The sequence below is a fragment of the Paenibacillus sp. GCM10027627 genome, from assembly GCF_042675505.1.
Lineage (GTDB): Bacteria > Bacillota > Bacilli > Paenibacillales > Paenibacillaceae > Pristimantibacillus.
Window position 1 is genome coordinate 1 of the sequence record NZ_JBHTHB010000001.1, and the last position, 14748, is coordinate 14748.

12 protein-coding genes and 7 tRNA genes are annotated in these 14748 nt (G+C 49.2%); 14 read left to right on the forward strand and 5 right to left on the reverse strand.

All coding sequences use genetic code 11. The annotated features are described in order from the left end of the window. The first annotated feature begins 134 nt into the window (after nucleotides 1–134). From ACFQZE_RS00005 to pdaA, 8 genes are all read left to right on the forward strand, one after another. Nucleotides 135–210 (forward strand) — tRNA-Asn (locus ACFQZE_RS00005). Nucleotides 211–216: 6 nt separating this feature from the next. After that, nucleotides 217–304: transfer RNA gene (locus ACFQZE_RS00010), tRNA-Ser, on the forward strand. Between the two features lie 29 nt (nucleotides 305–333). Then, nucleotides 334–408, forward strand: a tRNA-Glu gene (locus ACFQZE_RS00015). Nucleotides 409–418: 10 nt separating this feature from the next. Continuing rightward, nucleotides 419–495 (forward strand) — tRNA-Met (locus ACFQZE_RS00020). 33 nt (nucleotides 496–528) lie between these two features. Continuing rightward, a tRNA-Thr gene (locus ACFQZE_RS00025) sits at nucleotides 529–604 on the forward strand. Nucleotides 605–611: 7 nt separating this feature from the next. Further along, a tRNA-Gly gene (locus ACFQZE_RS00030) sits at nucleotides 612–686 on the forward strand. A gap of 6 nt (nucleotides 687–692) precedes the next feature. Next, nucleotides 693–769: transfer RNA gene (locus ACFQZE_RS00035), tRNA-Pro, on the forward strand. Nucleotides 770–971: 202 nt separating this feature from the next. Beyond that, a complete protein-coding gene (pdaA, locus tag ACFQZE_RS00040) occupies nucleotides 972–1844 on the forward strand; it encodes a delta-lactam-biosynthetic de-N-acetylase (RefSeq protein WP_379352356.1) in 873 nt (290 codons plus the stop codon). Nucleotides 1845–1892: 48 nt separating this feature from the next. Here the strand turns inward: pdaA and yhbH are convergent, their stop codons facing one another. Next, the gene (yhbH, locus tag ACFQZE_RS00045; RefSeq protein ID WP_379352358.1) at nucleotides 1893–3056 is read right to left on the reverse strand and encodes a sporulation protein YhbH; all 1164 of its coding nucleotides are present in this window, start codon (nucleotides 3054–3056) and stop codon (nucleotides 1893–1895) included. Nucleotides 3057–3252: 196 nt separating this feature from the next. On the opposite strand from yhbH, the gene ACFQZE_RS00050 reads away from it, so the two are divergent. Together ACFQZE_RS00050 and ACFQZE_RS00055 are read left to right on the forward strand one after the other, a co-directional pair. Further along, nucleotides 3253–4431, forward strand: a complete 1179-nt coding sequence (locus ACFQZE_RS00050; protein WP_379352360.1) for an exonuclease SbcCD subunit D — start codon at nucleotides 3253–3255, stop codon at nucleotides 4429–4431. Continuing rightward, the gene (locus ACFQZE_RS00055; RefSeq protein ID WP_379352362.1) at nucleotides 4428–7556 is read left to right on the forward strand and encodes an AAA family ATPase; all 3129 of its coding nucleotides are present in this window, start codon (nucleotides 4428–4430) and stop codon (nucleotides 7554–7556) included. The genes ACFQZE_RS00050 and ACFQZE_RS00055 overlap by 4 nt, the downstream gene beginning before the upstream one ends. 61 nt (nucleotides 7557–7617) lie before the next feature. On the opposite strand, the gene ACFQZE_RS00060 is transcribed toward ACFQZE_RS00055, so the two are convergent. Further along, complete coding sequence (locus ACFQZE_RS00060; protein WP_379352364.1) at nucleotides 7618–8088, reverse strand: hypothetical protein; 471 nt, start codon at nucleotides 8086–8088, stop codon at nucleotides 7618–7620. A 62-nt stretch (nucleotides 8089–8150) separates the two neighbouring features. Between ACFQZE_RS00060 and ACFQZE_RS00065 the strand changes: the two genes are divergently transcribed. Next, nucleotides 8151–8534, forward strand: a complete 384-nt coding sequence (locus ACFQZE_RS00065; RefSeq protein ID WP_379352366.1) for a DUF423 domain-containing protein — start codon at nucleotides 8151–8153, stop codon at nucleotides 8532–8534. Nucleotides 8535–8687: 153 nt separating this feature from the next. Beyond that, the gene (locus ACFQZE_RS00070) at nucleotides 8688–10586 is read left to right on the forward strand and encodes a putative bifunctional diguanylate cyclase/phosphodiesterase (protein ID WP_379352368.1); all 1899 of its coding nucleotides are present in this window, start codon (nucleotides 8688–8690) and stop codon (nucleotides 10584–10586) included. Nucleotides 10587–10634: 48 nt separating this feature from the next. Here the strand turns inward: ACFQZE_RS00070 and ACFQZE_RS00075 are convergent, their stop codons facing one another. Continuing rightward, on the reverse strand, nucleotides 10635–11117 hold the full coding sequence (locus ACFQZE_RS00075; protein ID WP_379352370.1) for a hypothetical protein: 483 nt from the start codon (nucleotides 11115–11117) through the stop codon (nucleotides 10635–10637). 163 nt (nucleotides 11118–11280) lie between these two features. Between ACFQZE_RS00075 and ACFQZE_RS00080 the strand changes: the two genes are divergently transcribed. Beyond that, the gene (locus ACFQZE_RS00080; protein ID WP_379352372.1) at nucleotides 11281–11586 is read left to right on the forward strand and encodes a YunC family protein; all 306 of its coding nucleotides are present in this window, start codon (nucleotides 11281–11283) and stop codon (nucleotides 11584–11586) included. 105 nt (nucleotides 11587–11691) lie between these two features. On the opposite strand, the gene mtnA is transcribed toward ACFQZE_RS00080, so the two are convergent. Both mtnA and mtnK read right to left on the reverse strand, forming a co-directional pair. Next, entirely contained in the window at nucleotides 11692–12747 is a 1056-nt protein-coding gene (gene mtnA, locus ACFQZE_RS00085; protein ID WP_379352374.1) for an S-methyl-5-thioribose-1-phosphate isomerase, read from the reverse strand. Between the two features lie 24 nt (nucleotides 12748–12771). After that, entirely contained in the window at nucleotides 12772–13992 is a 1221-nt protein-coding gene (gene mtnK / locus ACFQZE_RS00090) for an S-methyl-5-thioribose kinase (protein WP_379352376.1), read from the reverse strand. A gap of 155 nt (nucleotides 13993–14147) precedes the next feature. Here mtnK and ACFQZE_RS00095 point away from each other — a divergent pair, with 155 nt between their 5' ends. Beyond that, a complete protein-coding gene (locus tag ACFQZE_RS00095) occupies nucleotides 14148–14732 on the forward strand; it encodes a DUF1802 family protein (RefSeq protein WP_379352378.1) in 585 nt (194 codons plus the stop codon). The last annotated feature ends 16 nt before the right edge of the window (nucleotides 14733–14748 follow it).

A 14748-nucleotide genomic window follows, 5' to 3' on the forward strand; every position in this document is an offset into this window, starting at 1 on the left:
AGCACAGCAATGTGTGGAGCTGACGAATACTAATCGGTCGAGGGCTTATCCTAACAAACAGCTAAAGCGTTTCAGCAACTTTCGTATCCAGTTTTCAATGTGCAAACATTGAAGCGTCTTTTCTGACGCATTATTCCCTGATAGCTCAGTTGGTAGAGCACTCGACTGTTAATCGAGTTGTCACAGGTTCGAGTCCTGTTCGGGGAGCCATTTCATGGAGAAGTACCCAAGTGGCTCAAGGGGACCCTCTGCTAAGGGGTTAGACTGCGTAAGTGGTGCGAGGGTTCGAATCCCTCCTTCTCCGTAGCTCAAGCTACATAAGTAAGATCGTTAGGCCCGTTGGTCAAGGGGTTAAGACACCTCCCTTTCACGGAGGTAACAGGGGTTCGAATCCCCTACGGGTCACCATTATTATTTTCGCGGGGTGGAGCAGCTCGGTAGCTCGTCGGGCTCATAACCCGAAGGCCGCAGGTTCAAATCCTGCCCCCGCAACCAATCCGATTAATCGGAACATAATCATATTTATTTGCCGCTGTAGCTCAACTGGTAGAGCAACTGACTTGTAATCAGTAGGTTGGGGGTTCAAGTCCTCTCGGCGGCACCATTTTTTTGCGGAAGTGGCTCAGCGGTAGAGCATCGCCTTGCCAAGGCGAGGGTCGCGGGTTCGATTCCCGTCTTCCGCTCCATTCATTCGGGATGTAGCTCAGCTTGGTAGAGCACCTGGTTTGGGACCAGGGGGTCGCATGTTCAAATCGTGTCATCCCGACCATTTTCAAAACTAAATCAACTTAACTATAGATACTGTCGTCCAAATTGGGCGGCAGTATTTTTTTGTTAAGCTTTACCTGACAGTACTGAACGGAGAACGAAGTGGAATATTGCGCGCTTTTAAAGGAAATAGTAAATCCATGTCAAGGAAACAGGAAGCTTCAACAATCGGATGGACAATAGAACGAGGGAGGAGAGTCATTTTGCGAACAAAAAGAATTAGCGGGTTGTTAATCGCTTCAGCTTTCGTGCTGGCGGCCATATGGGGTCCGCAAGCTATTTTTGCGCAGCCGGGCGCTTTTCATTTCGGATTCAAAAAAAGTGTGGAAGGCAGACTGCCGTCCATTGACGAAGAAGGATTTAAACCGATTATTACGAAGCACGGAGCATTGTTTCTTGGCGATACGTCGCGCAAGGATCTGTTCTTAACTTTCGATAACGGGTACGAAAACGGCTTAACGGCTAAAATATTGGATGTGTTAAAAGAGAAGCAAGTGCCCGCCACTTTTTTTGTCACGGGTCATTACATTAAAGATCAGCCAGAGCTGTTAAAGCGGATGGCAGCAGAAGGTCATATCATAGGCAACCACTCATGGAGCCATCCAGATATGACTCAGCTAACCGACGAGATGATTCGAAGCGAGCTGGCTAAAGTGAAGGAGCAGGTAACGCTTGTTACGGGCCAGCAGCAAATGGACTATTTGAGGCCACCGCGTGGCATTTTTAACGAAAAGGTGCTCGCCTCAAGCAAAAATTCGGGTTATACAAGCGTATTCTGGTCAATTGCCTACAAGGACTGGGATGTACGTGCTCAAAAAGGAGCGTCCTATGCGTTTCAGCAAGTGACCAAGCAGCTGCATCCGGGTGCGATTTTGCTGCTGCATTCCGTGTCCCAAGACAATGCGGATGCGCTTGGCTCGATTATCGATGAAGCCAGAAGGCAAGGTTATGAATTTAAAAGCCTAAGTGAGCTGACTACTGCCCCGGAAGGTGATCCTTCAGAAGGAAATCCAACTGCGCCAGTTCCTGAAGCTCCAAGAAGTTCTCAGACGCCTTCAGCCACGCATACACCGTAATTGAACATATAAAAAATCCCTTGCTCGAATGAGCTAGGGATTTTTTGTTTAGCCGGGAACGCCCTCGCGCTTGCGGAAAAAGGATTTTAAGGCGCTGTAGACTTCGCCTTTTTCTTTTATAACATAATACATAAAATGCTGAAGGTTAATGTGCTTATAAGCGGACATAAGCGTGCTGGAACGGTTGTATTGGTTGACCTCGCCGTAGCCGAATAGATTGGAGCGTTTTAGCAGCTCTCCGATCAGCTTGACACAGCGCTCGTTGTCGCTTGTTAAGTTGTCCCCATCGGAAAAGTGGAATGGATAGATGTTGTAGATGCTGGGGTTAAATCTGGAATCAATAATCTCAAGTGCCTTCATGTAAGCAGAGGAGCAAATGGTGCCCCCGCTTTCGCCTCGTGTAAAAAACTCCTCTTCGGTCACTTCCTTCGCTTCCGTATGGTGAGCGATAAATACGATTTCGACTTTTTCGTACTGATAACGCAGAAAACGAGTCATCCAGAAGAAAAAGCTGCGCGCTACATATTTTTCAAACGAGCCCATTGAGCCCGATGTATCCATCATAGCCAGAATAACCGCATTGGATTGCGGCTTCACAATTTCTTCCCATGTTTTGTAACGAAGGTCGTCGGGGCTAATGCGGTGAATGCCGGGTTGACCGGATGTGGCATTGCGCTTTAAGTTTTCCAGAATCGTCCTTTTTTTGTCGATGTTGGACATGATCCCTTTTTTGCGAATATCGTTAAACCGAATTTCTCTTGTTTCCAGTTGATCTTTATCTTTGCGCTTCAAAAAGGGAAGCTCCAGCTCCTCAAACAGCATCGTTTCCAGCTCTGCAAGCGATATTTCAGCTTCGATAACGTCCTCGCCCGGCTGGTCGCCCGCTCCTTCTCCTTTGCCGCCTTTTTTGGCCGCTTGCGGGTCTACGCCGAGCACATCGCCCACCTGACTGTCTCCGTCGCCTTGCCCCACATGCTTGTTCTTGTTGTAGTTGTAAACAAACCGATATTCATCAAGGCTCCGAATCGGCACCTTTATAACCTGTTTGCCGTCAGACATCACGATGCTTTCTTCAGAGACGAGATCGGGCAAATTTTGTTTGATGGCCTCTCGCACTTTTTGCTGGTGTCGTGCCTGATCTTGATATCCCTTGCGGTGAAGGGACCAGTCCTCCCTTGAAACGATGAACATGCCGTTGTCTTCCGGTTTCATTTCGGAGCACCTCCTCGCTTTTTTGGCTGTCTGTTATTCAATATATTCATTTGATTTACGGTTATGTGAACGAAATAAGTCCCAATCTAGCAAACTTTCTATCTTTTGTGCTGCAGTATAGCGGCTGCCGATAGAGCAATGATAGAATAGAGAGGGAATGTGCGGGCCTTATGACCCGCTGCAAAGGAGGGAGCTCATGAAGCTGTTTCATACGGCGGACTGGCATCTTGGCAAATTGGTTCAAGGCGTCTATATGACGGAGGATCAGAAATATGTGCTTGAGCAGTTTATGGAGGAAATCCGGAACGAAAAGCCGGATGCCGTTATTATAGCTGGAGATTTGTATGATCGAGCCGTGCCCCCTACAGAGGCGGTTGAGTTGCTTGATCATGTTTTGGAAACGATTGTATTGGAGTTGAAAACTCCTGTTCTCGCCATAGCGGGCAACCACGATAGTCCGGATCGCATCAACTTTGGCACACGCATGATGGAAAGCCGAGGGCTGCATTTAGTCGGTCAATTGCGGCCGGATTCAAAGCCCGTAGTCCTTTGTGACGAATACGGGGAGGTCCATTTTCATTTGATTCCTTATGCCGACCCTTCTATGGTAAGGCATGTGTTAGAAGATGATTCTATCCGTTCCCATGACGATGCGGTTAAAGCGATCGTTCACCGAATATCGGCGGGGTTGGACACTGAAGCTAGACATGTATTTGTTGGGCACGCTTTTGTAACGCCAGGAGGAGAGTCTGCCGCAAATACAAGCGAATCGGAGCGGCCTTTGTCTATAGGCGGGGCGGAGCATGTAAGATCGGATTATTTTGCTCCGTTTCATTACACAGCTTTGGGCCATCTACACCAGGCTCATTATGTTAAAAACGATAACATTCGATATGCCGGATCTCCGCTGAAGTATTCCATATCGGAAGAAAAGCATATCAAAGGCTACTATATAGTGGAGCTCGACGGCAGTGGCGTTGCCAATATCGAAAAGCGGGAATTGAAGCCCCAGCGGGATATGCGGCGAATTGAAACAACGGTTGATGAACTGGCGAAGCATGCCAGAAGCGATGATTACGTTTATGTCACCTTGCTGAGCGACCATACGATTTTATTTCCGATGGAAAGAGTAAGGACGATATATCCTAACGCGCTGCATGTAGAGCAGAAGCCGCTAACTCGTATTGATCCGAGAGAGGACGGCGCTTCTATGGCCGGAGATGGGAAGAAATTGCGAAGAAGCGAAATCGATCCTGCCGAGCTGTTTGCCTCCTTTTATTTGGAAGTAAAGGGCAGGCCGCTTTCGGAGGCGAAAAAGGAATTGTTCGCTTTGGAATACGGAGCGCTGCTCAAAGAGGAAGGAGGCGGGGCATGAGGCCTTTAAAACTGACGATGAAGGCGTTCGGCCCATACCGGGACGTGGAGTCGATTGATTTCGGCACTCTTGGCAGCCGCGGATTGTTTGTCATATCAGGCAATACGGGTGCCGGCAAAACATCGATTTTTGACGCGATATGCTATGCGCTTTATGGGACGGCGAGCGGCGAAGACCGGTTCGATATTCGCATGCTCCGCAGCCAGTTTGCGGATGAGAACGATCATACTTCAGTGGAGCTCGATTTTGCGGTGGGAGGCAGGCAGTACCGGGTTTTTCGTCAAATGAAGCACAGGAAGGGCAACAATCGGAGCGAAACCGGAGAAAAGGCGGAATTATTCGAGCTTGATGGCGAAAAAGTCATTCCGGCCGTTGATCGTTTTATGACAACGGAAGTAAACGCGAAGCTGCTGTCCATTATCGGTTTGACTAAAGAGCAGTTCAGTCAAATCGTTATGCTGCCGCAAGGAGAGTTCCGCAAGCTGCTCACCTCTGATACAGACAATAAGGAAGACATTTTGCGAAAAATATTCCGTACCGAGCTGTACGAGAAGTTGGAGGAGCGGTTCCAGCGGCGAAACAGAGAGCTTCAAGACCGCCTGAAGGAGGCAAGGGCAGCAGCAGCAGCCGTTATGCGGCAGGCCGAAGAAGCTTTGCCAAGGCGTGAGGAGGGGTTGCTTGCGTCGACCTTTCGCCAAGAGGTATATAGTGCGTCACAAGTGACGGCTTCTTTATCGCAGGAAGCTGACTTTTATAAAAAACAGATGGAAGATGCAGGCACAGTTAAAGCTAAAGCTTCTCTGGAGCTTGATGCGGCACAAGAGCAGCTAAGAGAAATTCAAAGCCTAAACGCGAAGCATGACGAGCTCGAAACGGGAAAAAAACAGCGCGAGCGGTATGCGGAGCAAGAAGGGCATATCGTCCGGCAGGAGAAGCGATTAGAGCTGGCGGTGAAGGCTTCCGGTATTTTGCCATATGAAGAGCAGTGGCGTGAGGCTCTCCGCAATAAACGGGCAAAAGAGAATGCCTGGATCGAGTTGGAGGAGAGGCGGAAGGCAGCAGAGCAAGCCTACGCCGAGGCAATGATTAAGCACCGCGAGGAAGCCGAGAAGGAGGACATTCGCCGCGAGGCGGAGCGTGAGCTTGTGAGGCTTCAAGAGCTTGTTCCCGGAGTTAGCTCGCTGGAATCCCAGCGGGGCACCGCTCTGCAGCTTGAACATTCCGCCAAAGCGGCACTTAAACGTCTTGCCGCGCTTGACCAGAATATTGCCGAATTGAAATCAAAACGTTTGGAGCTGCAAGCTGAAATCAAATTGACGGAAAATGCGGCCTTGCATTTGCATGAGAAGCGTGACCGGCTTAAAGGGGTCGAGCAGCAAGGAAAGACGATCAAGCGGCTTCTGGAGCTTACGGAAGAGGCGGAGCGGCTGGCGCATTGGGAAAGAGAGCGGGAGTTGGCCTTTAAGCAGGCAGCCGCAGAACAAGAAAAATGGGAGAGGCTTTGGCTTGAGGGGCAGGCAAGCTTGCTTGCCGCACATCTTCAAGACGGGATGCCGTGTCCCGTCTGCGGCAGCGAATCTCACCCAGATAAAGCGCATGCCAGCAGTGAAGAAGCTCCCTCGAAGGAAAAGCTGCAGGAAGCTAAAAATGTGTTTTCGCATGTTCAGCACGAGCTGATGACGGCAAAGGCGCAAGCTGCGTCAGCCCTGACCTCTCAAGCCGTCATGCTTCAGGAACTGGAAGAAGCGGGATTCCAGCATGAAGGTGGTGAAAACGGCTCAGGCTTGAAGGAGAGGCTGCAGCAGCGGCAGACGGAGCTTAGAGTCATGTGGCGCGACCTAAAGGATGCCGCTGATCATTTGCAGCGATCGGCTGAGCGGCACGCGGAACTAAAAAATGTGTTGGAGCATACCGAAAAAGAGCTTGATTCCGAGGAAAAAGAGGCGGACATGGCACGGAGGGAAGGTCAGCGGCTAGAGGTAGAGCGGACCGCCGCGAATTCCGCCTTGCAGAAGGAATTGGAGCGTATTCCCGAGCCGCTTCGTTCCCCAGATGCTCTTAAAAGGACCATAAATGAGCGGCAAACCGCATTTCAAGCTTTGGAGCAAGTTTGGAAAGCGGTTCAAGAGCGGCTTCAGCAGACGTCCTCAAAAGCGGCAGAGAGCCGCGCTTACGCCGAGCAGGCTATGGAAGGACGGAGCGAGGCAGAGGGGCTTGAGCAGCGTTCAATGGCTCGTTATGAGCAAGAGCTGGCGAAAGCGGGATTTGCCGCTGCTGAAACCTATCAAGAAGCGCTCATAAGCGATGAAGAGTCCAAGCGAATGAAGGACGTTATCGTTGCCTATCGGACCGAATGGGGAGTGCTGATTGAAAAAATCGCATCGCTTGAGCTGGAGCTGAAAGGAATGGACAGGAGAAGTGCGGAGCCTGTCTTAGTGACGATTGCAGAGTGGAAAGCGCAATATGAAGCGGCTCTAGACTCAGAAGGCTCCTCGAGACGATTTGCCGAAGAAGCAACCCGTTTGGCCGATTCGGTTCATAAGTCGGGAGCGCTTATGGTGAAGCTGGAGGAGGAGCTGGAGGGCGTCCTCGATCTTTACTCTATGCTGAAAGGCGACAACGAGCTGAAAATGTCTTTTGAGCGATATATTTTGATTGAATATTTGGAGCAGATTTTAACGATGGCGAACGTCAGGCTGAGGGATATTTCGAACGGCCAATTCAGGCTTGAGAGAAGCGATAGACTGGAGTCGAGGGGCAAACAAAGCGGACTAGGGCTCGACGTATACGATGCGTATACGGGGCAGAATCGGGATGTCAAATCGTTGTCTGGGGGCGAGAAGTTCAACGCCTCATTATGTCTCGCGCTCGGTATGACGGATGTTATTCAGGCGCATCAAGGGGGCGTCTCCATTGAAATGATGCTCATTGACGAAGGATTTGGTTCTCTGGACGAAGAATCGCTGCATAAGGCGGTATCGGCGCTAATCGATTTGCAAAAGGCGGGACGGATGATCGGCGTTATTTCTCATGTGGGCGAACTAAAGGATTCCTTCCCGGCTTGTCTCTCCGTCAGTAAAACAAAGGCCGGCTATAGCCGCACGGAAATCATCCTTAAAAATTAGCGGAACGAAAAAAATCCGCTCTTCGCAAAAGCGAACAGCGGATTTTATACGGCGATGACGCTTAGACGGGAGCGACAGCTGCCCCAATGATCATAAGTATAATTAAACCGCCAATAATCAACACATTAAGGATAATTCCAATAATGCTGAATACTTGCTTGCGGTTTTTCAGTACGGCACCGATGATGCCTAAAATCAGTCCGATCAGTGAAAGGACAATTGATCCTATCATAAGCAGGCCTGCGCCAACGAGAGCTAAAGCACCGCCATTCAACATTTCTTCTTCGATGGCTAGAGGATCGGTTGAGCCAAGGCTGCCTGCTGCAGCTACCGACATAATGATGGCAATAATTAATCCGACAATAGCCAGTAGTCCAATTATAAAGGATGCAATGCCGGGCCCTGAATGTTTTTTGATCAGAGGTGCTTGACCTCCGTAAGGCTGTTGTTGAGACTGAAAGATTGGAGTCTCTGAGCCGTTAGGAGGATAAAATTGTTGATTCTGTCCATTTTGCTGGTGATCGATTGTCATTGTAAGTCTCCCTTTTTGTTGTTTGGGAAAATTATACACAATACTGAGAGGATTGAAAACTCATGTTTCCTAAATATTTTACAATCGGAGCCGTAAATGCGGCTCTTGCGATCGCACTTGGCGCTTTTGGAGCGCATGGTTTGGAGAAAATGCTGTCGGAGCATTACTTGGAAGTGTTTGAGACTGGCGTGCGTTACCACATGTACAGCGCGCTGGGACTAATGCTTATTTCGCTGCTCTACAAGGCGGTAGGGGGCAACCGCAGCATTTTGACGGGGGGCAGGCTTATATTTGCAGGAACGGTCATTTTTAGCGGCAGCTTGTATATTTTGGCCCTTACCGATATCACTAAATTAGGTATGATTACCCCTATTGGCGGCGTTGCGATGCTGACGGGCTGGGGCTTTGTTATCGCAGGGGCGGTTAAGCAAGTTCCAAAATCTTGATTTATGACGTCATTTCGCACTAATTCGACATAATTCGATTATTTCTCGCAAAAAAGTATCCCGGTTAGTAAATATTTCTATGACAAATCATCTATATCGTTTATAATGTACCTAGCTATCACTTGACCGACTTAAGAGGAAGGAAGTTTGTGTGTGGCGAGACGAATGGATGAACATCCGGAATCGAAGACGCAGCGGCACACGCTGCAGTTCCTACGCAATCCTTGGGGACTTAGCTCCGCGCTAGCGGCGCTTGCGGCGGTTTGGATCGCGGCTTCTTTTTTGGTAATTTCGAATACGATGTATAGATGGGCGTTTCTGGCTGTTGCAATTTCTTTATTGGCTACGGCAATTATTATTTTTGTAAAGCGCTATCCATTTGGCAACTTCCACAAATATCATACCGCAATTGTTGAAACGCTTCTAAAGTCTGAAGCTGTGCCGCTTACCATTTTGGACCGGAATGCGAACATTGTGGAGATGAATGAGGCATCCAGCCGGATGTTAGGCTACCATCGAACGGATATGATAGGCGAGCCGATGATGAGGATGATCGACCCTGGCAGCAGATCGCAGCTGCAAGACTGTTTGGAACTTGCCCTAAACGGCGAAACAAACCAAAGCAACGTCAGCATTACGCATCGCTCAGGCTTTCCGCTGGAGCTGCAGGTCGTATGCGCGCCTATGATTCAAGATGAAGAGGTCATTGGGACGGTAATGATCAGTCATGACCTCAGCGATCGGAAACGAAATGTAGAGCGCATCAGGTATATGGCCTATTATGACGATATGACCGGTTTGCCGAACCGCACGCTGTTCCAGATGAAAATGACGGAAAGTTTGTCCAGAGCGAAAGAAGAGGAGCGGCTGATCGGCATTTGTTATTTGGACCTGGATCGGTTCAAGCTAGTTAACGCTTCATTCGGCCGTGAATTCGGAGATATGCTGCTGATGCAGGTGGCGGAGCGGCTAAACAGAGGGCTGTCGGAGCAAGATTTCGTAGCTCGAATGGAAGGCGATGAATTTGCGCTTTTGCTGAATTCCATATCGTCCGAGGAACAACTGCTGGAGTATTCCAGACAGATTTTGAAGTCGATTGAGGAGCCGTATGAGCTGAAAGGCTTTCCGCTCCATATTACGGCCAGTATTGGCCTCGTCACAAACCAAAACGAGCAGGATGACGGATATACACTGTTCAAAAAGGCGGATATGGCGCTTGTCAAAGCAAAAGAGAGCGGGAAAAACGACTGCTTGCTATATTCCGATAGCTGGAGCAACTCCTCTTTTGAACGGCTGAAGCTGCAGCATGAAATGTACAGAGCCATTCAGCGCGACGAGTTCGTCCTCCACTATCAGCCGCAATATGATTTGGTCTCAGGCCGTATGGTCGGCGTGGAGGCGCTAGTACGCTGGAAACATCCCGTTAGAGGTTTGCTTTCTCCAGGAGTGTTTATCCCTCTTGCGGAAGAAAGCGGCATGATTGTGCAGATCGGCGATTGGGTGCTTCAGGAAGCGTGCCGGCAAAACAAAGCATGGCAGGATGCGGGTTTAACGCCAATGCCGGTGTCCGTCAATTTGTCGATACGCCAATTTCTGCAACATGATTTGGCTAGCCGTATTGCAGAGGTATTGGAGAAGAGCGGGCTTGAGGCCAAATATTTAGATTTGGAAATTACGGAGTCGATGACGATTGACGTAGGCCATGTATCCCGCTGCTTGCTGGCGATTACGGATCTTGGAGTAGGCATCAGCGTTGACGATTTCGGTACGGGATATAGCTCATTCCATTATTTAAAAAATTTCCCGATAGACCGGCTGAAAATCGATCGTTCTTTTGTACGCGATATTCAGCAAGATCCAAGCGACGCCGAAATTGTGGCCGCGATTATCGCTATGGCCCATAATTTGAACATTCAAGTCATTGCCGAAGGAGTAGAGACGGAAGAACAAATGGAATTTTTGCGCAAACATCAGTGTGATGAAATGCAAGGATTTTTTTGGAGTCCGCCTGTATCCAGCGAATATATTGAAGAAATGCTTAAAGCGGGTTAAAAAAGGACGGCTGGCTGGGAAAGAGTTCCCGGCCAGCCGTCTTTTTTGTTAGCCAATAAAGTCTTCAATTTCATTTAAGCGGAAGGTGTACACTTGTTTCTCATCCACATGATAAACCGTAATCAGGCTTTCACTTTCATCCATATTAATAATCCGGCATGGGATATTAAGTTTAATGCCTAGCCCCCGATTCACAATAAGCCGAATCAGCACATTATTTTTCATAAACCCTTTAATATGATCCAAGCCGGCAGCTTCCGATGGTTGCAGTTTGGCTTCCGTGCTCTCAGGTGAAGGCTTGCTGATTTCTACAGGAATCTCGGTTGCTGCACCAGATTTAGCTGTCTGCTCCTCAATCAATTCGCCAAGCTGAATACCGGACGTCACTCGGTAGTCTCTCCAATCGCAGCTGTTTAACCCGTGCAAAAGCTTCTCAAGAGCGGTAGCGTGATGCTCGTCTTCGAGCATAATCTCAACATTGAATACAAATGAGCGTTGTTGTTTCGTGGATGGTTGCTGTTGCTTAGTCATTTTCCTGCCTCCGCGCTGTGATAGATATCACTACTATACCATTTTTTCGATTAGTCATGTAGGCCTAAATATCACCAAAAATCGACACCGGACGAGGCGAACCGCATATACTGGTTGTGCAGTTTATCGTTTAGATGGACTGTCCGAAGGAGGTGGATGCGAGATGATGCGTATGGTCCCTTTTGTACTCCAGAGCGGAGAAACCGTACTCGGCGTTGAAGTAAAGCTTCCGAAAACGACTCTCCTTTCAATCTCGACGGATAAGGGATATATTATGTGCGGCGCTTTAGATGTGTCTCTCCTCAATGATCGATTGAGGGATCGTGAAATCGTCGCTGGACGCGCTGTTGGTGTACGAACGCTGGAAGAATTGTTGGAAGCGCCCCTCGAATCGGTTACGCATAAGGCGGAATCCCTTGGTATCGTTGCCGGGATGAAGGGCTTTGAGGCTCTCCGAAGGATGGTATAGCTTATAAAAAGGGGCTCTTTTCGTCTGCATGAAATAGCAGCGAAAAAGCCCCTTTAAGCGGTATTTTCGAAGTAGCATCAACTAATGCTTAATAGGTTTCGGAACTTAAGCTTGAAACAGTTTGCGAAGATTTTCTTCGTATGGCGCCTGAATAATGCCTTTTTCTGTAATGATGGCCGTTACATATTCGTGAGGCGTCACATCGAAAGCCGGGTTGAATACTTTAACGCCTTGCGGCGCAGTCCGCTTGCCAAACCCTTCAGTAATTTCTTCGGCTTGGCGCTCCTCAATCGGAATTTCCGCGCCCGTTGGAGTAGCAAGATCAATTGTGGAAAGCGGACAAGCGACGTAAAAAGGAATGCCATGGGCTTTTGCAAGAACAGCAACGCTGTAAGTGCCGATTTTGTTGGCAACGTCGCCATTGGCCGCGACGCGGTCTGTTCCGACGATAACCGCTTGAATCCAGCCTTTGGACATAACCATACCGGCCATATTGTCGCAAATGAGAGTAACATCGACGCCGGCTTGCTGCAATTCAAAGGCGGTCAGCCTTGCGCCTTGCAGGACGGGACGAGTCTCATCCGCAAATACTTTCAAGCTCATGCCTTGCTCCAAAGCAAGATAAAACGGCGCTAACGCCGTACCGTATTTCGCTGTGGCAAGACCGCCCGCGTTGCAGTGCGTGAGTACGCCCATGCCGTCCTCGAACAAGGAAAGCGCATGTTCGCCAATAAGGCGGTTTGTTTCTTCATCTTGCTTCTGAATCGCTACAGCCTCATCGGCAAGCGCGGCTTTGCACGCGTCCAGGGGCAAGCCTTCTCCAGCCAAACGGACAGCCGTTTCTTTCATCCGGTCCAGCGCCCAAAACAAGTTGACTGCCGTTGGGCGAGAAGTGGCCAAATATTCGGCTTCCTTCAGCACGCTATCGCTCCAATCCTTAACGGTGGCAGCGGAGCGGCTTCCCAGCACAACTCCATAAGCGGCGGCAATCCCGATAGCAGGAGCCCCGCGAACTTTTAGGTGACGAATGGCCTCCCATACATCTTCCGATGTCACAAGGGGCAAATAAACGATTTCTTCCGGCAATAATCTTTGATCGAGCAAATCTAGCTTGTCTCCCGTCCAAATGACGGACTGCAAGCCGGCGTATTTTCCTGTCATGCGTCTCGTTCCTCTCTGCTTATGCTAGTTCTGAAGCGGTTTAACCGCTTGTTCGACAATTTGGGCCAGTTCTTTAATGGATTGGGCGGAACGGTTTAAAGTAATGAGTCCGGTGCCGATTTGCAGCGCGAGCCGCTGTGCCCGTTCTCTCTCCGAATCGTTAGTTATCCGGTCAATGTCCGCTACATGGGCAAGTCCTACGATGCGGCGCACCATTTTGCATCCGGCAAAACCGATGGAGTCCTGAAGCAGACGCTTCATATAATAGTCTTGGTATCCCGGTGCGGCGGAAGCGATCCGGTCACTTCCATGCTCGTTCCATAAAGCGCGGAATTTGCTTTCGAAACCGTTCCACACCTCTTCAATCGTTTGAAGGAGGTAATTGCGGTAATCGTTCCGGCTGCTCTCGTCAGCGCTCCAATGCTCTTGACCCGCGTAGTTCAGCAGCAGGTTGGCGAGAATGGCTCCCACATCAAAACCGATCGGGCCGTAGAAGGCAAATTCCGGGTCGATTATTTTGGTCGAGGCGGGGGTAGCAAACACGCTTCCCGTATGCAAGTCGCCATGCAGAAGCGCCTGCGCATTCGTTAAAAATTTCTCGCGAAGAATGGCTACTTCCAGTTGCAGCGGGCCGTCGGAACGAAGCGCAGCGGCGGCATCCTTAATCGCTTCCGGAATATTGTTGTTAGGCGAATCGGTGTACGGATCGTCGAAAATAAGGTCTTCCGTAATTTTGCAAAGCTCCGGGTTAATAAAAGCTTTAACCTGCAGCTTTTTCTCTTGCTGATTCATGCCTAAATCGGAGGTGAAAAATAAAGTCCGCGCCATGAAGGTGGAAATGTGATCCGCAAAAAGCGGGTACTCGGTACGATTAATGAGTCCTTGGCGCATAATAATATGGTCGCTTAAATCTTCCATAACCGTCAGGTACAAATCGGGATCGTATTTGTATACAACCGGAACGAGTCCGGGAGCAAGCTGTCCCTCCAGCATTAGCTTTTCGCTTTCAATGCGGGCTCTGTCCAGCGTTAATGGCCACGATTCCCCTACTACTTTTGCATAAGGCAAAGCTTGTTTCATAATAAGACTTTTTCCACTTGCGCTGTCCGAAATATGAAAAACGAGATTCAAGTTGCCGTCCCCAATTTCCCTGCATCCGAGTGATGCGCCTTCGGGGAAGAAACCATCGATCCCGCGAGCGATTTCGACCGCTTCGAGTTCAGTTAAAGGATGATACGCTGACATGCATGTCCACCTCCGCATTTTCTTGTCGTTCAGACACCATGCCTACTAGTATAATGGATATTATTTCGCCATGGAATACCTAGAAGGATCAATGATTGACTTCGCGGGCGGTTTTTTTCAAAATAGAGGGTAGTCATACGGATGGAGGAGAATGGATGTCAGAAACTGAGCTGCGCCAAAAAGTTGCGCTTAAGGAATGGGCGGTATCCGTTAAAGCGCTATACGATGGAAAACAGATCATGGTGATGCGCAAGGGCGGCATTATAGAGGAGACGCGGGATTTTCAGCTGCTGAGCCCAAGTTTCTATTTAATGCCCGCATATGAGCATCAGAAAAAGGAACTTTTAAAAGAAGCTTACCAAGACGGTATGGATGATACGCTTTCGGAATGGTCTCCTGAGGCGGAGTTCATTCAGCTTTCGGCATATGCTGAAGCGGTTCGCGACATTGAAATTCGCGATCAAGAAACGCTGGACAAGCTGCGGGGGCTTCATATTTGGACGGATACGTTTGCGGAAGAAAGATTGAAATGGAAGCGGACCAAGCCGCTGCATCTGCTGCTGCTTCGAGTATATTTGCTGGATGAGCCCGTCTTCGCACCGATGCGGCCGGCTTATACGGGATGCAAATCATGGGTAAGATTGGAAGATGAGATTGAGATGGCTGGTATGAAACCTGTCTTGACGGACGAGCAGTTCGAAGCTGAGCTTGAAAGGGTAATGCTGGCATTGTCGATTTAATGGGTTTGATCGGGTA